We start from the raw sequence: 19,238 nt of genomic DNA, 5'->3' as shown, positions 1-19,238 counted from the left end.
GTGCTCACCTTCGACAGCGCCCAGCTCACCGTCTGGCTCAGCCACTACTTTTGGCCGCTGCTGCGCATTCTGGCGCTGATCAGCACCGCGCCGATATTCAGCGAAAAACAAATCAGCAAAAAGGTCAAAATCGGCCTTGGCGGGCTGATCGTCATCCTGATCGCGCCGACGCTGCCCGCCAGCAATATCCCGATCTTCTCCGCCGCCGGCCTGTGGCTGGCGGTTCAACAGATTCTGATCGGCGTGGCGCTGGGATTGACCATGCAGTTCGCCTTCGCGGCGGTGCGCCTGGCGGGCGAAGTGATCGGCATGCAGATGGGCCTGTCGTTCGCCACCTTCTTCGATCCCAGCGGCGGCCCGAACATGCCGGTGCTGGCGCGCCTGCTTAACCTGCTGGCGATGCTGCTGTTCCTCAGCTTCGACGGCCATCTGTGGCTGATTTCACTGCTGGCGGACAGCTTCCATACCCTGCCTATCCAAACGCAGCCGCTGAACGGCAACGGCTTCCTGGTGTTGACCCAGGTTGGCTCGCTGATTTTCATCAACGGCATGATGCTGGCGCTGCCGCTGATCTGCCTGCTGTTGACGCTGAACATGGCGCTCGGCCTGCTCAATCGCATGACCCCGCAGCTGTCGGTCTTCGTGATCGGTTTCCCGGTCACCATGACCTTCGGCATCATGACGCTGGGTATGATGATGCCGATGCTGGCGCCGTTCTGTGAACATCTGTTCGGTGAAATCTTCGATCGACTGGCGGCGGTAATCGGCGGCATGACCTTCTAAGCCCCTGCAACGCCCCTCCCTTTCCCCCTTATCTGCCTGAGACAAAATGGCAATAAAAACGCTTTCTTGGGACAAAAGCCTGAGAAACGCCTTTTATCCGGATTAAGGTTCAAATGTCTCCGGCGGCTTGAATAAATAAAACCCCGACCTAGAATAGACCCGGCAACAGAAATATCGCTTGTACCACGCTAGCCATCAGCGGCGATAAAAACACTGACTCCAAAGTAAAAATAAAAAATAACGCAGCCACGCAGGGTTAAATGCGCGGCAGATAACTTACACCCTGAATAAATGCGTCCGGCGCCTGCCGGCTGCAGGGCGCAGCATCGACCTTTGCTAACCACAGGAGCGAGAAAATGATTAAAGCGAAAAGCAACCGCAAAGCACGCCGGTTATTCGGTCTGACCCACTGGAAAAGCAACAAGTTTAGAGTTTCGTTTACCGAGACGGCCGACGGCGGAAAATGGAAAGTGGAGAAGAAAAAGAAATAGCAGCGCTATTTATCGTCAGGGAAATAATATCCATCGCGATTCTTCCACCGCTGATTTCAATAATGCCATTGCGCATTAAACAGGGGTGACAATCGTATTATTTCTTTCCTGATGAAAAAAAGGCGCGTCACTCAGTCAGTAGTGGGAGAACGAGCGACGCGCCAAACGAGTGCACCCGGTTTCAAGAAGCCTCCCTCCCCGCGAGGCGGAGAAGGCATTTTCTAAGCGCACTAAAGGGAAACCCGTCGCGGTCAGGCAACGGGGTATTGCTCTTAACGATTCATCTGGAACAGCGACATGCCCTGCATATCGCTGAAGGTTTTATACGACGCCTGCAGCGCTGCCTGCTGCATGAAATAAGACGAGATAGACTCGGCCAGATCGGCATCCGTCAACGCGCTCATCTGGATCTGGTTGGTCATGTCACGCTCTTTACCGATGCTGTCCAGCTGATCCATTTCCTGCAGCTGACTGCCCAGCTCGGCGCGCACGCTCAACACGTTGTTGTAGGAGTTGTCCAGACCGCGGTTGGCTTTCGCCAAGGCATCGTTCACCTGCTGCTTGGTGGCCTCGTCGGCGCCCTGCAGCGGGGTTTTCAACGCGTTCAGCGCAATATCGATGCTCTCGAATACGTTGCTGACCGGCGCGCTGCCGTCCGGCTCGGGCTTCGGATTGCTGGTCAACGACATGAACACCGCGTTGCCGGTATGGCCGATGGTCATGGTGCGGTTGGCGTCCACTTTCTGCTGAACCGTCTTGTCCCCGCCCTGATAACTGACGGTGCCGCCGTTATCGACGAACGGCGCCTTGTCGTTCACATATCCGCCGAACATATAGCGGCCGTTGCCGTCGGTGCTGTTGGCCTGGTTCAGCAGCTGATCTTTCAGCCCCTGCAGTTGGGTGGCCAGCGACTGGCGATCGTTATCGCTTTCGGTGCCGCCGGCGTTGACGATCAGCGCCTTCATATCCGCGATGGTGGAGGTCGCGCCGGCCAATACCGTTTCTTCCATCGACACGTTCTGACGAGCGAAGGTGCGCGCCAGGGTGTACTGGCTGTTTTCCGCCTGCGACTGCGACAACATCACCGCGCGCGACGCCGCCAGCGGATCGTCGGACGGGTTGATCACCCGCTTGCCCGAGGAAAGCTGCTCGGCCGCCTTCATGAACAGCGACTGGTTGCCCGTGATGCCGTTCATGTTCTGTTGGTACATCATGCTGGTGCTCATGCGCATGCTGTGGGTTCCTTACTCTGAGCAACCGGCGCCGTTATCGGCGCCGATTAACAATGAAATCAACGAATATTCAGCAGCGCGTCGAACAGCGAGCTGGCGGTCTGAATCACCTGCGCGTTGGCCATGTAGTACTGCTGGAAACGCAGCAGTTCACCGTACTCTTCGTCAAGGTTGACGCCGGACATCGACTGCTGTTGCGCGCCCAGCTGCGTGACGATCTTGGCCTGCGAGGTAGCGATGGCCTTGGCGGCAGCGGTCTGGTTGCCGACGCCGCTGACGATGCCGGCGTAAGCGCCGCTCAGGGTCGCTTTGCCGTCCACCAGGTTTTTGGTTTGCAGATCCAGCAGCTTCTTGGCGTTCTCGTTATCGCCGCGGCCGCTGTCGTCTTTACCGGCGGCGGCGATCTTGGACGAATCGGTGATGGCCACTTTCAGGTTGCCCGCCACGTCGCTGACCGGCTTCACGGTGAAGCTGTCTTTGGCCTGCGCATTGCCGTCGATGCTCACTTCCAACCCGTCGAAGTTCAGCGTCGGTTTGCCGTCGGCGCTGGTGCCCGGCGTGGCGTTGACTTTCACATTGTCCGGCAGGCGGCTGACCTGCCAGTTGCTGCCGTCGAACTCAACGCGATAATCGTTAGCCTTCACCTTGCCGGTATCGGTGTAAGAAACCGACAGCGACGCGTCGCCGGTGTTGCGGGTGTTATCCACCACCCGGCCGCCGCTGAAGCTGAAGAAGTCGCCGCCTGCGTCACCGTTCAGATCGAAGCCGGCGCGATGCTGTTGGTTAAAGCTGTCCGCCATCGCCAGCGCCAACTGGCCCAGCTGATTGCGCACGCCGTCCAGCGTTTCGCTGCGGAATTTCAGCACGCCGCTCAGCGTGCCGCTGGTGATCTGGCCTTCCGGCACTTCGCTGGCGCCGTTGCCGCGGTTATAGCCGATGGTCAGACGGGAAGGATCGCTGCTGGAAGGCACGGCTTCCACCTGATACGTATTGCTGCCCTGCACCAGCGTCAAGCCGTTGGCGAAGGAGACGGTATAGGCGTCGCCGTCCTGTTGCGTGACCTGTACGCCCACCAGCTGGTTCAATTCGGTGACCAACTGATCGCGCTGATCCAGCAACGCATTCGGTTCGCCGCCGGCGCTGCCGCGCAAACGGGTGATCTCGTCGTTCAACTTGGCGATCTGTTGGCCGTAGCTGTTGATCTGCTGCGCCGTATCGCTGATCTGCTGATTAACGCCGTTGTCCATGTCGCGCAGGAATTTATCGGTGTTGTTGAACTGGTTCACCAGACCGTTGGCCTTGCCCAGCACCGTCTGGCGCGCGGCGTCGTCACCGGCGTTGCTCACCAGGTTCTGCAGGTTGGTGAAGAAATCCTGCATGTTGGTCGACAGCGGGTTGGTCTTGCTCGCCAACAGATTGTCGATCTGCGAAATCTTCTCGTAATAGGCGTTCTGCGCCCCGAACGCGCTTTGTGCGCCGCGCAGCTGGTTGGTGATGAACTGGTTGTACTCGCGGTTAACGCTGGTGACGGTCACGCCGTTGCCGATAAAGCCGCTCATGGTGGCCATGCCGCCGTTCTGCGCCAGGATCGCGGTCTGGCGGTTGTAGCCCGCCACGTTGTAGTTGGAGATGTTGTTGCTGACGGTACTGAGCGCCACCTGAGCCGCATTCAGCCCGCTCATCGCGGTATTGATTAAGCTATTGGACATCGGAATTCCTTATGCTGCGGCGCCGGTGGCCCACAGGGTTCTTAATTGAGCTGCTGAGCCTGTTCGCTCAGCCTGTTTCGGTTATCGGCCAAAATGAGAAGAACTTGAGGAAAAAAAGCGGCAACGCGGTCAGCATCCAGCTAGCCTTCGTTACCGCCTATCCCCTAAATAATTGGCGTCGCAGCAAGGCGACAAGCAAGGGCGTCCCCGAGCGCTTGGTTAAGCCAAGTGACCGGGGCGAGCTTGTGCAGTCAACGCCGCTGCGGCGTCAAGAATGACGGGGATTTAGAACAAATCTTTCAGATCGTGGGTGTAAGCTTTCACCGCCTGTTCCCCCGCGCTCTTCATCTGCTGAATCACGCTGACCAGTTTGCTGGCGTACTGCGGATCGGTGGCGTAGCCGGCGCGTTGCAGCGCATGCGCCGCCTGCTCCGGGCTGCGCGCGGCGGCCACGTCGGCATAGCGCGGGTTGTTGGTCAGCAGTTTGACGTAGTCGGCAATCGCTTCGACATACGAACCGTAGACGCGGAACTTCGCCTTCACCTTCTTCGCCGCGCCCTGTTCGAACTCGGTGGTGGTGATCTCCGTCACCGGCCCGTTCCAGCTGCCGCCGGCCTTGATGCCGAACAGGTTGTAGCTCGGCGTGCCGTCTGAGGTCGGGATCTCGCGCTGCCCCCAGCCGGATTCCAGCGCCGCCTGCGCGACGATCAGCTGATGCGGAATGCCGCTCTGCTGGCTGGCGACCTTCGCCGGTATCGACAGGCGAGCGACGAAGTTGCCGTTGTTGAGCGACAGCGGCGCGGCGGCCGGCGGGGCTTTCGGCATCGCCCGGCGCACCATCTGCTCCAGCGCCTGGTTCGGCAGCGTTTGCAGCACCTCGTTGTCCAGCGCCATCGGCGACATGCCCGCCGTTTCGCTCGGCACCGTATTGGCATTGCTCATCTGCTTGACCATCATGTCGGCCAGCCCCAGCCCTTTTTGCGACATCTGCTGGGCGATTTGCTGATCGTACATCGAGGTATAGAGCCGCGTTTGATCGCTGCTCAACACCCCGTCCTGCGGCAAGGCGGAACGCATGCTTTTCAGCATCATCTGCACGAACATGCCTTCTACCTGCTGGGCCACCTGCTTAAGGTTGCCCTGCGGGTCGGCCGCCGCATCGCGCTTCAGGCCGTTCAGCGCCTGGGCGTCATAGGCCGCGCCCGACATCGCCATCAGATCGCCGGCCATCAGATGATTTCCAGCTTGGCGCGCAGGCAGCCGGCGCTCTGCATCGCCTGCAGGATCGACATCAGATCGATCGGCGTGGCGCCCAACGCGTTCAGCGCGCGAATGACGTTGTTCAGGTTGGCGCTGGCGTTCACCTTCTGCAGCGATCCGCCCTGCTGTTGCACCGAGATCTGGGTGTTTGGCGTCACCACCGTCTGGCCGCCGCCGAACGGCGTCGTCGGTTGGCTGACGGTGTTCTGCCGATCGACCACCACCGACAGGTTGCCCTGGGCGACGGCGCAGGAATCGAGGATCACATCGCGGTTCATCACCACCGACCCGGTGCGCGAGTTGATGATCACTTTGGCGTCCATCGCGCCGACGTTGACGGTGATGTTTTGAATCTCCGCCAGGAAACGCACCTGAGAGCTGTTGCCCTGCGGCACCAGCACCTGGATCGTGCGGGCGTCGAGCGGCGTCGCGGTGCCGCCGCCGCGTTGGCGGTTGATAGCGTCGCTGATCTGCTGCGCCAGCGTGAAGTCTTCGTCGTTCAGCTGCAGGTTGAGTACGCCGCCGCTGCCGAAGGTGGTCGGCAGCTCGCGCTCAATGGTGGCGCCGTTGCTGATGCGCCCGCCCGCCAGCTGGTTGACCTGCACGCTGCTGCCGCCGGCCGCCGCGCCCGCGCCGCCGACCAGCACGTTGCCCTGCGCCAGCGCATAGACCTGGTTATCCACGCCTTTGAGCGGCGTCATCAGCAAGGTGCCGCCGCGCAGGCTCTTGGCGTTGCCCATCGATGAAACCACCACGTCGATGTTCTGCCCGGCGCGCGAGAACGGCGGCAGTTTGGCGGTCACCATCACCGCCGCCACGTTTTTCAGCTGCATGTTAGTGCCCGGCGGCACGGTGATGCCCAGCTGCGACAGCATGTTGCTCAGGCTTTGGGTGGTGAACGGCGTCTGCATGGTCTGGTCGCCGGAACCGTCCAGCCCCACCACCAGGCCGTAGCCGATCAGGGCGTTGTCTCGCACGCCCTGCACCGTCACCAGATCGCGGATGCGCTCCGCCGCCGCCGGCAAGCACACCAGCCCGACGCACAGCGCGATAAACCATTTTTTCAGCATCAGTCAATCCTTAGAACGGTGAAACATTTAAGAAGAAGCGCTGCAGCCAGCCCATGGTCTGCGCTTCGTTGATATAGCCATTGCCGACGTATTCGATACGCGCGTCCGCCACCTGCGTCGAGGTGACCGAGTTGTTGCCGCTGATGGTGCGCGGGTTAACGACGCCGGAGAAGCGAATGAATTCGGTGCCCTGGTTGATGGCGATCTGCTTTTCCCCCACCACGTGCAGGTTGCCGTTGGCCAGCACCTGGTTGACCGTCACCGTAATGGTGCCGTTGAAGGTGTTGTTGGCGTTGGCGCCGCCCTTGCCACCGAAGGTGCTGTCGCCGGAAATGTCCATATCGGCGCGCGCATTGCCCAACAGACCGTCGAGGTAACGCGGCGAGGTGGCGACGCCGAACTTGCTGGCGCCGTTGCGGCTGGCGTTGGCGGAAGAGCTCTTGCTGGCGCTGACGTTTTCCTGCAGCACGATGGTCAGGGTGTCACCGACGTTGCGCGGACGGCGGTCTTCGAACAGCGGCTGATAGCCGTAGTTCATCGGCTGCACCGTCTGGAAGATCGAGCCGTTCGGCATCGGCGCGCTGGCCGGCGCGGGCTGCGCCGTGGTCGCACCGTCCACCAGCGGTTTATGCGGAATATAAGCGCAGCCGCTCAGCGTCAGCATCACCATTCCCGCCAGCCAGCGTTGTCCCTGCCGCGGCAGGATTGCCATCGAATATGTGGTTACCACGGGTATCGCCTTTGTTTCACGAAAGAGAATGACGGGCGCGGCAAGCCGGGCCCGTCAATGACAGATTACAGTTGTGTCAGCTTTTGCAGCATCTGATCGGAAGTCGAAACCGCTTTGCTGTTGATCTCGTAAGCGCGCTGAGTCTGGATCATGTTGACCAGCTCTTCCGCCACGTTAACGTTGGAGGTCTCCACGTAGCCCTGATACAGCAGACCGGCGCCGTTCAGCCCCGGCGTGCTCTCGTTCGGCGCGCCCGAGCTTTCGGTTTCCTGATACAGGTTCTCGCCCACGCTCTCCAGACCGCTGTCGTTGACAAAGGTCGTCAGCGTCAGTTGACCCACCTGCTGGGCGGCGGTTTGCCCCTGCTGGGTGACGCTGACGATGCCGTCGCGGCCGACGGTGATGGACAGCGCGTTCGCCGGAATGGTGATCGCCGGCTGCACCTGGAAACCGCTGGATGTGACCAGCTGGCCGTTCTGATCGATCTGGAACGAGCCGTCGCGCGTGTAGGCCTGGGTGCCGTCCGGCAGCATCACCTGGAAGAAACCCTGCCCCTTGATGGCGACGTCTTTACTGTTGTTGGTCTGCGACAGGTTGCCCTGGCTGTGCAGACGCTCGGTCGCCACCGGACGCACGCCGGTGCCGATCTGCAGACCGGAAGGCAGCGTGGTCTGCTCGGAGGACTGTGCCCCCGGCTGACGCATGGTCTGGTACAGCAGATCTTCAAATACCGCACGCTGGCGTTTGAAGCCGTTGGTGCTGACGTTCGCCAGGTTGTTGGCGATCACGTCCATGTTGGTCTGCTGCGCGTCCAGACCGGTTTTGGCAATCCATAAGGATGGAATCATCGGTTATTTCCTTGCTGCTTAACTCATTGAGAGCAGTGAGTTGGCACGCTGTTCGTTTTCATCCACGCTGTGGATGACTTTCATTTGCATTTCAAAACGGCGGGCGTTGGCGATCATGTCGACCATGGTCTCCATCGGCTTGACGTTGCTGCCCTCCAGCACGCCCGGCATCACCCGCACCTGCGGATCGTTTTGCAACTGATTGCCGCGCTGCTGTTGAGTTTCCGGCGTCAGGCGGAACAGCCCGTCGTCACCGCGCATCACTTCGCGCGCATCGGCTTTCACCAGCTTCAGACGGCCGATCTGCGCGATGGTGTTCGGCGGATCGCCGGCGTTCAGCGCCGAAATGGTACCGTCGGCCGCGATGGTGATCTCCGCCGACGGCGGCACCTCGATCGGGCCGCCGTCACCCATCACCGGCAATCCCTGCACCGTCAACTGCCCGGTGGAGGAGATCTGAATGTTGCCGTTGCGGGTATAGGCTTCCCCCCCACCCGGCAGGCTCACCGCCAGGAAACCGTCCTGCTGCAGCGCCACGTCCAGCGGACGCGCTGTGTAGTTCAGCGCCCCCTGGCTCATATCGGCGCCCGGCGTCGACGCGGTCACCAAGGTGCGCGTCGCCATGCTCGGCCCGTCGACCGGCACCGCGCGCAATGCGGCGAGCTGGGCGCGAAAGCCCGGCGTCGACGCATTGGCCAGGTTGTTGGCGGTAATGGACTGCTGTTCCAGCGTTTGGCGCGCCGCGCCCATCGCGGTATAAATCGCGTGATCCATAACTCGGCCTTATTAGCGCAGGCTAACCAACGTCTGCAGGATGGAGTCCTGCGTCTTGATGGTCTGGGCGTTGGACTGGTAGTTACGCTGTGCGACGATCATGTTCACCAGCTCCTGGCTCAGATCGACGTTGGAAGACTCCAGCGCGCCGCTGGTCAGCTTACCGAAGCCGCCGCCGCCCGACAGACCAACGCGCGGCTGACCGGACGCACCGGTTTCCTGCCACACGTTATCGCCCTGCGACGCCAGCCCTTCCGGGTTGGAGAAGTTGGCCATGACGATCTGGCCCAGCACCTGAGTCTGCTGGTTGGAGTAGATGCCCACCACTGTGCCGTCGTTGTTGATCTGGAAGTTGGTGTATTCACCGGCGGCATAGCCGTCTTGCGATACCTTGCTCACCGAGTCGCTGCCCACGTTCTGCTGCATGCTGCCGGCGAAGCTCAGGGTGAAGTTTTGCGCCGGTGCGCCGTCTTTGGCGGTCATCGGGATCACCATGCTGAACTCGCCCGGCGCGCCGTTGGTGCTGGTGGTTTTCACCAGGTTGCCGCTGGTGCTGAACTCCATGGTGCCGGCGTTCACTGGCGCGGCGCTGCCGTCCTGGGTGTAGACCTGCCATTTATTGTCTTCCGTCTTCACGAAGTAGGCGTTGATGTTGTGCGCGTTACCCAGCGAGTCGTAAGCGGTGATGGTGTTGACGTAGTTGTAGCTGTCCTGTTTGGTCGGATCGAAGGTCTTGTTCTCCGGCACTTTATGGGTGGACTTCAGGTTGGCCACCATCTCGCCGGAGGTGGATGCCTTGGCGTTCATCATACCTTCAGGAATGCTCAACGGCACCGGGTTGGCACCCTGTTGGATGGTCGGCGGAGAACCGGCCGCCGGGTAGCCGGTCAGCTGCAGCCCCTGCATGTTGGTCAGGTTGCGGTTCTCGTCCAGCTTGAACTGACCGTTGCGGGTATAGAAGATGCCGCCGTCTTTATCCTGCATGCGGAAAAAACCGTTGCCGTTGATGGCCACATCCAGCGCACGGCTGGTACCGGTGGTGGTGCCACCCTTGAAGTTCTGGGTGATGCCGGACACTTTGACGCCCAGACCGACTTGCGAGCCAGCGAACATATCGGCAAAGGAGACGCTGCCGGATTTGAAGCCCGCAGTCGCGGAGTTGGCGATGTTGTTACCGATCACGTCCAGGTTGGTTGCTGCCGCGTTCAAGCCGCTGACTGCCTGAGAAAAGGCCATGTTATTCTCCGAATAGTGGTCAGGCTATCGTCCGATTGAGCCTGATGCTTAGGGTTATAAGATCTGTCGCACGTCTTCCAGGGTGGCGTTGCCCGCCAGACCGAGATCCAGCTTGGCGCCGTTGCCGTCGCGGATCACGCCGTTCACCAGGCCGAAGTGCAGGCTGCGCGCCACCAGTTGCTCGCCATTGCCTTTGGCGTTAATCGCCACTTTGTAGGCGCCGTCGGGTGCGGTAGAGCCGTCATCCAACGAACCGTCCCAGGTGAAGGCATGCACACCGGCGGTCAGGCCGCCGATTTCGATGGTGCGCACCACCTGCCCACTGGCGTTGGTGATGGTAGCGGTCACCTGATCGGCAGCGCGCTCCAGTTCCACGCCGAACGGCGTCGTGCTGACCTTGCCGTCCTTGCTGCCGACCAGAATGTTATTGCCCGGCACCATCACGCCGTGGCCGATCAGCGCAGTGGCTTGCAGCGACTGGTTGCTGTTGATCTGGCCGGAGATCGACCCCAGCGTGGTGTTGAGTTTTTCGATGCCCTGCACGGTGTTGATCTGCGCTAGCTGCGAGGTCAGTTCGTTGTTCTGCATCGGATTGGTCGGATCCTGGTTTTTCAACTGCGCCACCAGCAGCGTCAGGAAACTGTTGTGCAGATCCTGGCTGTTGGTATTTTTGCTGTTGTTACCGATGACGGTGTTGTCCAACGACTCGTTCGTGGTTGCGGCGATAGCCATGGGAACCTCCGGTTACTGACCCAACGTCAGGGTTTTCATCATCATCGACTTGGTGGTGTTGAGCACCTCGACATTGGCCTGGTAGCTGCGGGAAGCGGAGATGGTGTTGACCATTTCACCCACCACGTCGACGTTCGGCATGCGCACGTAGCCCTTGGCGTCCGCCAGCGGGTTGCCCGGTTGATAGACCAGACGCTCGGGCGCCGGATCGTCCACCACCTGAGCGACGCGTACGCCGCCGGTCGGCTGCCCGGGGGCCGCCGCGACCTGGAACACCACCTGCTTGGCGCGGTAAGGCTCGCCGTCCGGGCCGGTCACGCTGTCGGCGTTGGCCATGTTGCTGGCGCTGACGTTCATGCGCTGGGATTGCGCCGATAACGCCGAGCCGGAGATATCAAAAATATTCAGTAAAGACATGCGCCTTATCCTTGTTGCAGCACGGACATCATCCCTTTGATCTGACCGTTGAGCAGCGTCAGGTCGGTCTGATATTTCAGGCTGTTATCGGCAAAGTTGGTGCGTTCGCGATCCATGTCCACCGTGTTGCCGTCCATCGAGGGCTGATCCGGCACCCGGAACAGCAAATCGAGCTGCGGCGGCTGCAGGGTCTGCGCCGGGATGTGGCGCGCCGCCGTCAGGTTCAGCGACATGCCGTTGCCGCTGACGCGCCCCTGCTCCATCACTTTGTTCAATTGGCTGGCGAAATCGATATCCCGCGCCTGATAACCCGGTGTGTCTGCGTTGGCGATGTTGGCGGCCAGAATTTCCTGCCGCTGGGCGCGCAAGTTCAGCGCCTCTTGGCCAAAGCGCAGAGCCGCGTCCAGTTTGTCGAGCATGCTCCCTCCGCGAGGTTAGAATTTGGAGTCGACAGCATAAACGCCCCCCGCGCTACCCTATCGCGGGAATAAACGCAAAATGGGGTGCTATTTATCTGCTTAGCCTGCGCGCGCTGCGGGTACACTTACGCGTATCCCGATGAAGCTTGAGAAGATGACGATGAAAGGTAAAATGCTGCTGCTTATCGGCCTGCTGTGCAGTCTGAACGCGCGCGCCGACGATCTGGCGACGCAAATCGAAAGCTTCATCCAAGGCAAGTTCAGCGGCGAACCGGTACAGGTAAAAGTGCGGGTGCGCACGCCGCCGAACCAATGGCCCGCTTGCGAACTGCCGCAGCTGTCGCTGCCGCCCAACGCGCGGATCGGCGGCAACGTCAGCATTTCGGCGCGCTGTGGTCAGGAGCGGCGTTTTATCCAGACGCAGGTGCAAGTGTTTGGCCGCTATCTCGTTTCGGCGCGCGGCATCAGCGCCGGCAGCCGGTTGACGGCGGCGGATCTGACGTTGAAAGCAGGCCGGCTCGATACCCTGCCGCCGCGTGCGCTGACCGAAGCGAGCAAAGCGTTAGGCGCCGTCAGCCTGCGCAACATTAGCCCCGGTCAGCCGCTGACCCTCGCCATGCTGCGCCGCGCCTGGATTATCAAGGCCGGGCAATCGGTACAGGTCAATGCACAGGGCGAAGGATTCAGCATCAGCGGTGCGGGTAAGGCGATGAACAACGCCGCCGCCGAAGACAGCGTGCGGGTGCGCATGGCGTCCGGGCAGATCGTCAGCGGCGTGGTCGGGGACGACGGCGCGATCCGCATTACGTTATAAAAAAGTAAAGGTTCCGCAAACCTTGCCGATAAGACAAATCAAGCAGCATTTTATTGGCCACCAGGGCCGCAAAACTTTCATTGCAGCGTCGTCGCCCCCGAGCGGCCACGGCGTAAACGGAGATGGACCATGAGTATCGATCGCACCCAGCGGTTACAGCCGGTTTCCACTGTGCAACCGCGTGAAACCCCGGCCGACAACCCGCTCCAACCGCGCAAGGCCGCCGTGGCCGAAACCGCCGTCAGCGGCACGCAGGTCAAACTGAGCGAGGCGCAGGCGCGCCTGATGCAACCGGGCACCCAGGATATCGATATGGGCCGGGTCGAGGCCATCAAACAGGCGATCCGCAACGGTGAACTGAAGATGGACGCCGGCAAAATCGCCGACGCACTGCTGCAAGACGCGCAGAGCGATGTTCAATGGATCGCCGGACGCGACTGACAACGCGGCGGCGGGTAGCGATAAAGGATAAGTCATCACTATGGAAAAGCTGGTACAACTGCTGGACAAACTGTTGGAAACACTGCAGGCGCTCAATGGCGTGCTGGAGGAAGAGCACGACTTGCTGTGTTCCGGCCAGTTGCCCGGCGTGGCCTTGCAGCGCGTCACCGATGCCAAAAGCCAACTGCTGGCGACGGTCGCTTACCTCGAGCAACAGCGCCTGGGGCAGGAAAAAACCTGCGGGCAACGCGCGCCCTATGCCAGCCATGCGCCTCTGGCCGATCGCTGGCAACGCGTTCAGTTGCTGAGCCAAACGCTGCGTGAGAAGAACCAGCACAACGGCCTGCTGCTCAATCAGCAGATCGACCACAACGCTCAGGCGCTGGCTATCCTCAGTAAGAACAACAAATCGCTGTATGGCCCGGACGGCCAGTCGCACGCCGGCAGCCTGCTCGGCAGAAAAATCGGCGTCTGACCTGACTCATTTCGCCCGGTGAGCCTATCACCGGGCACGCGTTAGCCGACTTTTGCGCATCCCCTCGCATTTTCACCTCATCACCTCCTGAGTTCCCTTAACGTTATGCGTCAGGCTGCGCAGAACGTGAATTTAGCTGTTTCTTTCCCTTTGGCCACTTGTCACCCTGTGGTGATTTTTAAATCACTTGAAATATACCCTTAACGGGTATAGATTCGCAGGGAGAGCGAATGGCTGATATCTATCTCACCAAAACCTTTCAGGGTTTTGCCGCACGCGAGCGCATTAGCGACGCCACGATAGTGAAAGCGGCGCGAGAAATGCAGCATCAGCGGTACGACGCCAATCTTGGCGGTTGCGTATACAAAAAGCGCATCGCTCGGGCTGGTGCGGGCAAACGTGGCGGCTATCGGGTGCTGATCGTTTTTCGCGATGAAGACCGCCTGTTTTTTATGCGCGGCTTTGCCAAAAGCGAGAGAGAAAACATCAGTGCGGATGAGTTACAGGGATTGAAACATCTGGCTGCGCTGTATCTGGATTATTCGCCATTCAGACTCTACCAGCTGGTCAACAACAGGGAGTTACGGAGGCTAAGCGATGAGTAAAATTCTTGCCGAGATCCACCAGGAAGTTCAGGGCCTGCACCGCGCCGGTTTCGTCGACGACGTGACCATGCGTACCTTCGACATGCTGTGCCTGCGGCCGGTGAAGCAGTTCGGGCCGGCCGAGATCCGCGCGCTGCGCGAACGGGAAAACGTCAGTCAGCCGGTGTTTGCGCTGTATCTCAACGTCAGCAAAAAGGCGGTACAGAAATGGGAGCGCGGCGAAGCGCAACCGAACTCCGCCGCGATGAAGCTGCTGACGCTGGTGGAACGCAACGGCCTGCAAATTCTGGCCTGATCTTACTGATAATTGACGATCACCTGATTGCCAATCACCCGCAGCGGCGGGTTGAACCCGCCTTGCGACTGCACGTAATAGACGAAACGCAATTCCGCATTGGCCGGCTCGCCCTGCAGACCGTTGCTGCTGCCGCTGCCGCCGCCCAGCGGAATGCAGCGGTTGACCGTGCAAAGCTGCGCCTGCAGCCCCACTGGTTCAGGCCCCAGCAAACGGTAGCGCCAGCTGACGCGGGTGATGCGCGCATTGGCATCCGGCAACGCGTTCGGCGGCCGCAAACCGGCGGACTCATCGCGCATGCCGCCCTGTTCCAACGTCACGCCCGCCCCTTCGGCCACCCAGGAGCCGGACACCGCACCGACGGTTAACGGCGCCAGCAAACACAACACGAACAGACAGCGTTTCATCAGGCGGCTCCAATGGTCGACGTCATGCGAATCTGGCGATCGTCGTTAATCTCCAGGTTGGACAGCACCACGAGCTGCGGCAGGCTGCGGCGCAGAAAGCGCGCCAGTAAAGGACGCAGCGCATGGTTAACCAACAGCACCGGCGGCGCGCTGAGCATCTCTTGCCGTTGCAGCGCCTGACGCGCCTGTTCCAGCAGGCGATCGGCCAGCCCCGGCTCCAGACCGCCGCCGCCCTGCAACGCCTGCAGCAACAGGCGCTCCAGCTGGGTATCCAAGCCGATAACCTGAATCTCGCCGTTGCCCGGGAACCACTGCTGCGTGATCGCCCGGCCCAGCGCCACCCGCACCACGGTCGTCAGCTCATAAGGATCGCTTTGCGCCGGGGCATGTTCCGCCAGCGTTTCGACGATGGTGCGCATATCGCGGATAGAAACGCGTTCGGCCAACAGGTTTTGCAGCACTTTGTGCAGCGTCGTCAGCGACACCACGCCCGGCACGAAGTCTTCGGTCAGCTTCGGCATCTCTTGTGAAACACGGTCCAGCAGCTGCTGAGTTTCCTGGCGGCCAAACAGCTCGCTGGCGAACTGGCCGATCAGGTGATTAAGGTGCGTCGCCACTACGGTACTGGCTTCCACCACGGTAAAGCCCTGGATCTGCGCCTGCTCGCGCAAGGCGCTGTCGATCCATACCGCCTCGAGCCCAAAGGCCGGATCAATGGTTTTGTCTCCCGCCAGCTCGCCCACGGCATTGCCGGGGTTGATCGCCAGCCAACGGCCCGGCTGCGCTTCACCGCTGCCGATCTCAACGCCTTTCATCAGGATGCGGTAGCTGGCTGGCGGCAGTTCCAGATTGTCGCGGATGTGCACCACCGGCGGCAGATAGCCCATGTCCTGCGCGAATTTCTTGCGGATCCCGCGGATACGCCCCAGCAGCTCGCCGTTCTGTTGAAAATCGACCATCGGAATCAGCCGGTAGCCCACTTCCATCCCCAGCGGATCTTCCAACTGCACGTCGGCCCAGCTGGCCTCGGCGGCCTGCGGATTCTCCGGCATCGCCGGTTCTTCCACCGTTTTCGGTGCCTGTTGTTCACGGCCACGCAGCCACCAGGCCAGGCCCAGCAAAGCGGCGGTAAACAGCAGGAACACCAGGTTCGGCATGCCCGGCACCAGGCCCAACAGCCCCAGTACTCCGGCGCTCAGCAACATCACGCGCGGATTGTTGAACAGCTGGCCCACCATCTGCTCGCCGACGTCCTGATCGGTCGCGACGCGGGTGACGATGACGCCGGCGGCGGTGGAGATCACCAGCGCTGGGATCTGCGCCACCAGGCCGTCACCGATGGTCAGCAGCGTATAGCTTTCCGCCGCCGCCCCCAGCTCCATGCCATGCTGCACGACACCGACCAACAGGCCGCCGACGACGTTCAGCACCATGATCATCAGGCCGGCAATGGCATCGCCACGTACGAATTTACTGGCACCGTCCATCGAGCCGTAGAAATCGGCCTCCTGGGTCACTTCAGCGCGGCGTTTCTTCGCTTCGTCTTCACCGATCAGCCCGGCGTTCAGGTCGGCGTCGATCGCCATCTGTTTACCCGGCATGCCGTCCAGCACGAAGCGCGCGCCCACTTCGGCGATACGCCCTGCACCTTTGGTAATTACCATAAAGTTGATCAGCACCAGGATGATGAACACCACGATGCCGATGGCGAAGTTGCCCCCCACCAGGAAGTGGCCAAAGGCTTCCACCACGCGCCCGGCGGCGGCGGAACCGGTGTGGCCCTCCAGCAAGATGATGCGCGTCGACGCGACGTTGAGCGACAAACGCAGCAGCGTGGAGAACAGCAGAATGGTCGGGAAGGCGGCGAATTCGAGCGTGCGCTGGGTGAACATCGCCACCAGCAGCACCATGATTGACAGCGCGATGTTGAAGGTAAACAGCAGATCGAGGATAAACGCCGGCAGCGGCAGCACCATCATCGACAGGATCAACAGGATCAGCACCGGGCCGGCCAACACCTGCCACTGCGTATCTTTAAAATTGCCCGGCAAACGAAGCAGGGAGGCCAAATTAGCCATCAGAGTCACTCTCTCTTGCAAAATCCAGTGCTTCCGGCACCGGTAAACGTTCAGGTTTTTTCGGGATCAGGCCGCCCTCGCGCCGCCAGCGGCGCAGCTGGTACACCCAGGCCAGCACTTCGGCGACGGCGGCATACAGGGTGGCCGGAATATGTTGTCCAATCTCGCTGTGCCGATACAGCGCACGCGCCAGCGGCGGCGCCTCCAGCATCGGAATGCGGTGCTCCGCACCGAGCTCACGAATGCGCAAGGCGATTTCGCCGGCCCCTTTGGCCAGCACTTTCGGCGCACTCATTTTTTTGTCGTTGTACTGCAACGCGACGGCGTAGTGCGTCGGGTTGGTGACGATCACGTCCGCCTTAGGCACGTCGGCCATCATGCGGCGCCGGGCGATCGCCCGCTGCTGCTGGCGAATGCGTCCCTTGACGTGCGGATCCCCCTCCTGGTCTTTGAATTCGTCGCGAATATCCTGCTTGGTCATCTTCAGCTTTTTGAAGTGGCTCCACAGCTGGTAGAACACGTCAAACGCCACCATCGGCGTCAATCCCAGCACCACCAGAAAACCGCAGAACAGGATCATCTGCAGCGCATTGCCCAACGCGTCGAGCGGCTGCTGAGTCATCAGATGCAGCATCGCCGCCCAGTTGTGCCACAGATAAAGACCGGTCACCCAACCGACCAGCGTCGCTTTCAGGATCCCTTTCAGCAGCTCGGCCAGCACCTGGGTGGAAAAGATGCGCTTCAACCCGGACAGCGGGTTCAACCGCTTCAAGTCGAATTTAATCGACTTGCCGCTGAACAGAATGCCCCCCAGCAGCATCGGCGCGGCGAGCGCCACCAGTACCAGCCCCGCCATGATCGGCAACAGCGCCAGCACCGCCTGACGCAGCAACATGCCGAGTTGGCGTACCATCTGTTTATCGTTGCTGACCATGCCATGGTCGAAGTTCAACCCCTGCGTGAGCATCGCCGCCAGCTGTTGCGCCATGTTGCTGCCGGACATCAGGATGATCGCGAGGCCCGAGAGCAGCATCAGTACCGAGGTCAGCTCGCGGGAGCGCGGGATCTGGCCGTCTTCACGCGCCTTCTCCAGCCGGTGGGGCGTGGGGGCCTCGCTTTTTTCCAGATCGCTGTCTTCAGCCACGAAACGCCGTTCCTGTGTCGGGAGGGTAAAGAATGGCGGTCAGCATGCCAAAAAATTGGCGATGTCATTGGCGGAACAACGGGGAAAAAGGCGGGTTATTTAGGGGATGAGACGAAAACTGCGCGGAATGTTGTCGGGGCGCGCCGTCGCGCGCCCCGAAAAGCCTCAGAAACCGAGGCTGTCGAGCAGATCGTCGACCTGCGCCTGGTTGGCGATGACGCCGACGCCGTTCTGGTCGAGCTGCGGGCCGTTCAGCAGGCTGTCGTTCGGCCGTTTTTCCTTCACCGGCTGCTCCGGCATGTTTTCCATCAGCACCATCAGCAGCTGCTTTTCGATCTCCTGCACCACATCCATCATGCGCTTGATCACCTGACCGGTCAGATCCTGGAAGTCCTGCGCCATCATGATTTCCAGCAGCTGTGCGTTGGTGAAGGCCGTATGGCCCGGCACCTGATCCAGATACTGGCGCGTGTCGTTGACCAGAGAACGCGCATCGTCCAGTTCGATGGGATTGGCGAACCACTCGTCCCAGCGCCCTTTCAACGCATTGGCGCCGGATTCCAGCTCCGCCTGGCGCGGTTGCGCCGCCTCCACGCAGTTCAACGCCCGTTCCGCCGCCTGCGCCGTCATGGTTACGACATAGTCAAGACGGTCGCGCGCATCCGGGATCGCCTCTGCCGCCTGGGCGATCGCCTGATCGAGCCCCAGTTCGCGCATGCTGTCGCGCAGCATTCGGGTCAGTTGGCCGATGCGGGAGATGATCTCTCCCGCGGTCGCTGCATCGCTGGCAGGCATTGGAATGTCTCTCATCGCCCTCTCCTTACATGCCCAATTTTTCAAAAATCTTGTTGAGCTTTTCTTCCAGCGTCGCCGCCGTAAATGGTTTCACTACATAACCGCTGGCGCCGGCCTGCGCCGCCGCGATGATATTTTCTTTCTTGGCTTCCGCCGTCACCATCAGTACCGGCATCGCGGCCAGCGCGCTATCGGCGCGAATGGTCTGTAACAGTTCGAGTCCGTCCATGTTCGGCATGTTCCAATCGGACACCACGAAGTCGAAACCGCCGGCGCGCAGCTTGTTCAGCGCATCCGCGCCATCTTCAGCTTCTTCGACGTTGTTGAAGCCCAGCTCTTTGAGCAAATTTCTGACGATGCGGCGCATGGTGGAAAAGTCGTCCACAACCAGAAATCTGAGGTTCTTGTCTGCCATTGTTACTCCTGAAATAGTTAACCGTTTAATGATGCAAAACCGCAGGCCGCCGCGCGGCGAACCAGGGT

23 protein-coding genes are annotated in these 19,238 nt (G+C 60.8%); 7 read left to right on the top strand and 16 right to left on the bottom strand.

The genetic code is table 11. The annotated features are described in order from the left end of the window. Together fliR and sra are read left to right on the top strand one after the other, a co-directional pair. The gene (gene fliR, locus ACJ8HA_RS03145) at positions 1 to 783 is read left to right on the top strand and encodes a flagellar biosynthetic protein FliR (RefSeq protein WP_043138626.1); all 783 of its coding nucleotides are present in this window, start codon (positions 1 to 3) and stop codon (positions 781 to 783) included. A gap of 356 nt (positions 784 to 1,139) precedes the next feature. Beyond that, positions 1,140 to 1,274 carry a stationary-phase-induced ribosome-associated protein gene (gene sra / locus ACJ8HA_RS03140; RefSeq protein ID WP_087763075.1) on the top strand — a complete coding sequence of 45 codons (135 nt, stop codon included), beginning with the start codon at positions 1,140 to 1,142 and terminating at the stop codon, positions 1,272 to 1,274. Between the two features lie 272 nt (positions 1,275 to 1,546). Here sra and flgL read toward each other — a convergent pair whose 3' ends face one another. From flgL to flgB, 11 genes are all read right to left on the bottom strand, one after another. After that, the gene (gene flgL, locus ACJ8HA_RS03135; protein WP_016927302.1) at positions 1,547 to 2,506 is read right to left on the bottom strand and encodes a flagellar hook-associated protein FlgL; all 960 of its coding nucleotides are present in this window, start codon (positions 2,504 to 2,506) and stop codon (positions 1,547 to 1,549) included. 59 nt (positions 2,507 to 2,565) lie between these two features. Continuing rightward, positions 2,566 to 4,215 (bottom strand): flagellar hook-associated protein FlgK, encoded by a 1,650-nt coding sequence (flgK, locus tag ACJ8HA_RS03130; protein WP_033643519.1) that lies wholly within the window; start codon positions 4,213 to 4,215, stop codon positions 2,566 to 2,568. Positions 4,216 to 4,500: 285 nt separating this feature from the next. Continuing rightward, a complete protein-coding gene (flgJ, locus tag ACJ8HA_RS03125; protein WP_169540639.1) occupies positions 4,501 to 5,445 on the bottom strand; it encodes a flagellar assembly peptidoglycan hydrolase FlgJ in 945 nt (314 codons plus the stop codon). After that, entirely contained in the window at positions 5,445 to 6,545 is a 1,101-nt protein-coding gene (locus ACJ8HA_RS03120) for a flagellar basal body P-ring protein FlgI (RefSeq protein WP_004934816.1), read from the bottom strand. Before ACJ8HA_RS03120 ends, flgJ begins: the two co-directional genes overlap by 1 nt. Positions 6,546 to 6,555: 10 nt before the next feature. Further along, positions 6,556 to 7,257, bottom strand: coding sequence for a flagellar basal body L-ring protein FlgH (gene flgH, locus ACJ8HA_RS03115; RefSeq protein ID WP_004934817.1), 702 nt, complete (start codon positions 7,255 to 7,257; stop codon positions 6,556 to 6,558). Between the two features lie 83 nt (positions 7,258 to 7,340). Further along, a complete protein-coding gene (gene flgG / locus ACJ8HA_RS03110; protein ID WP_004934819.1) occupies positions 7,341 to 8,123 on the bottom strand; it encodes a flagellar basal-body rod protein FlgG in 783 nt (260 codons plus the stop codon). An 18-nt stretch (positions 8,124 to 8,141) separates the two neighbouring features. Beyond that, positions 8,142 to 8,897 carry a flagellar basal body rod protein FlgF gene (locus tag ACJ8HA_RS03105; protein WP_043138634.1) on the bottom strand — a complete coding sequence of 252 codons (756 nt, stop codon included), beginning with the start codon at positions 8,895 to 8,897 and terminating at the stop codon, positions 8,142 to 8,144. Positions 8,898 to 8,909: 12 nt separating this feature from the next. Further along, a complete protein-coding gene (gene flgE / locus ACJ8HA_RS03100; RefSeq protein ID WP_099817138.1) occupies positions 8,910 to 10,133 on the bottom strand; it encodes a flagellar hook protein FlgE in 1,224 nt (407 codons plus the stop codon). Positions 10,134 to 10,187: 54 nt separating this feature from the next. Continuing rightward, positions 10,188 to 10,865 (bottom strand): flagellar hook assembly protein FlgD, encoded by a 678-nt coding sequence (gene flgD, locus ACJ8HA_RS03095; RefSeq protein ID WP_016927297.1) that lies wholly within the window; start codon positions 10,863 to 10,865, stop codon positions 10,188 to 10,190. A 12-nt stretch (positions 10,866 to 10,877) separates the two neighbouring features. Beyond that, positions 10,878 to 11,282: a flagellar basal body rod protein FlgC gene (gene flgC, locus ACJ8HA_RS03090; RefSeq protein ID WP_004934826.1), complete on the bottom strand. Its 405-nt coding sequence runs from the start codon at positions 11,280 to 11,282 to the stop codon at positions 10,878 to 10,880. A gap of 5 nt (positions 11,283 to 11,287) precedes the next feature. Beyond that, positions 11,288 to 11,701: a flagellar basal body rod protein FlgB gene (gene flgB / locus ACJ8HA_RS03085; protein ID WP_025303263.1), complete on the bottom strand. Its 414-nt coding sequence runs from the start codon at positions 11,699 to 11,701 to the stop codon at positions 11,288 to 11,290. A 160-nt stretch (positions 11,702 to 11,861) separates the two neighbouring features. On the opposite strand from flgB, the gene flgA reads away from it, so the two are divergent. The 5 genes from flgA to ACJ8HA_RS03060 all read left to right on the top strand — a co-directional run bounded on the left by flgA (position 11,862) and on the right by ACJ8HA_RS03060 (position 14,331). Further along, complete coding sequence (gene flgA, locus ACJ8HA_RS03080; protein ID WP_025303264.1) at positions 11,862 to 12,515, top strand: flagellar basal body P-ring formation chaperone FlgA; 654 nt, start codon at positions 11,862 to 11,864, stop codon at positions 12,513 to 12,515. Positions 12,516 to 12,644: 129 nt separating this feature from the next. Beyond that, on the top strand, positions 12,645 to 12,956 hold the full coding sequence (flgM, locus tag ACJ8HA_RS03075) for a flagellar biosynthesis anti-sigma factor FlgM (protein WP_004934832.1): 312 nt from the start codon (positions 12,645 to 12,647) through the stop codon (positions 12,954 to 12,956). Positions 12,957 to 12,996: 40 nt separating this feature from the next. Beyond that, a complete protein-coding gene (locus ACJ8HA_RS03070) occupies positions 12,997 to 13,431 on the top strand; it encodes a flagella synthesis protein FlgN (RefSeq protein ID WP_025303265.1) in 435 nt (144 codons plus the stop codon). Between the two features lie 230 nt (positions 13,432 to 13,661). Further along, entirely contained in the window at positions 13,662 to 14,036 is a 375-nt protein-coding gene (locus ACJ8HA_RS03065) for a type II toxin-antitoxin system RelE/ParE family toxin (RefSeq protein WP_025303266.1), read from the top strand. Continuing rightward, positions 14,029 to 14,331 carry a helix-turn-helix domain-containing protein gene (locus ACJ8HA_RS03060; RefSeq protein WP_015378258.1) on the top strand — a complete coding sequence of 101 codons (303 nt, stop codon included), beginning with the start codon at positions 14,029 to 14,031 and terminating at the stop codon, positions 14,329 to 14,331. The genes ACJ8HA_RS03065 and ACJ8HA_RS03060 overlap by 8 nt, the downstream gene beginning before the upstream one ends. 2 nt (positions 14,332 to 14,333) lie before the next feature. On the opposite strand, the gene ACJ8HA_RS03055 is transcribed toward ACJ8HA_RS03060, so the two are convergent. From ACJ8HA_RS03055 to cheY, 5 genes are all read right to left on the bottom strand, one after another. Beyond that, positions 14,334 to 14,738, bottom strand: a complete 405-nt coding sequence (locus ACJ8HA_RS03055) for a flagellar protein FlhE (protein ID WP_442515199.1) — start codon at positions 14,736 to 14,738, stop codon at positions 14,334 to 14,336. After that, entirely contained in the window at positions 14,738 to 16,816 is a 2,079-nt protein-coding gene (gene flhA / locus ACJ8HA_RS03050) for a flagellar biosynthesis protein FlhA (RefSeq protein ID WP_261464504.1), read from the bottom strand. The genes ACJ8HA_RS03055 and flhA overlap by 1 nt, the downstream gene beginning before the upstream one ends. After that, the gene (flhB, locus tag ACJ8HA_RS03045) at positions 16,809 to 17,960 is read right to left on the bottom strand and encodes a flagellar biosynthesis protein FlhB (protein ID WP_043138644.1); all 1,152 of its coding nucleotides are present in this window, start codon (positions 17,958 to 17,960) and stop codon (positions 16,809 to 16,811) included. Before flhB ends, flhA begins: the two co-directional genes overlap by 8 nt. Positions 17,961 to 18,125: 165 nt before the next feature. After that, positions 18,126 to 18,770 (bottom strand): protein phosphatase CheZ, encoded by a 645-nt coding sequence (gene cheZ / locus ACJ8HA_RS03040; RefSeq protein WP_004934858.1) that lies wholly within the window; start codon positions 18,768 to 18,770, stop codon positions 18,126 to 18,128. Positions 18,771 to 18,780: 10 nt separating this feature from the next. Beyond that, positions 18,781 to 19,170 (bottom strand): chemotaxis response regulator CheY, encoded by a 390-nt coding sequence (gene cheY / locus ACJ8HA_RS03035; RefSeq protein WP_004934862.1) that lies wholly within the window; start codon positions 19,168 to 19,170, stop codon positions 18,781 to 18,783. Between the last annotated feature and the right edge of the window lie 68 nt (positions 19,171 to 19,238).

The sequence above is a fragment of the Serratia sp. CY33802 genome (assembly GCF_052169095.1).
In the GTDB taxonomy this organism is placed as follows: Bacteria; Pseudomonadota; Gammaproteobacteria; order Enterobacterales; family Enterobacteriaceae; genus Serratia; species Serratia bockelmannii.
This window is presented reverse-complemented; position numbering and strand designations above follow the sequence as displayed.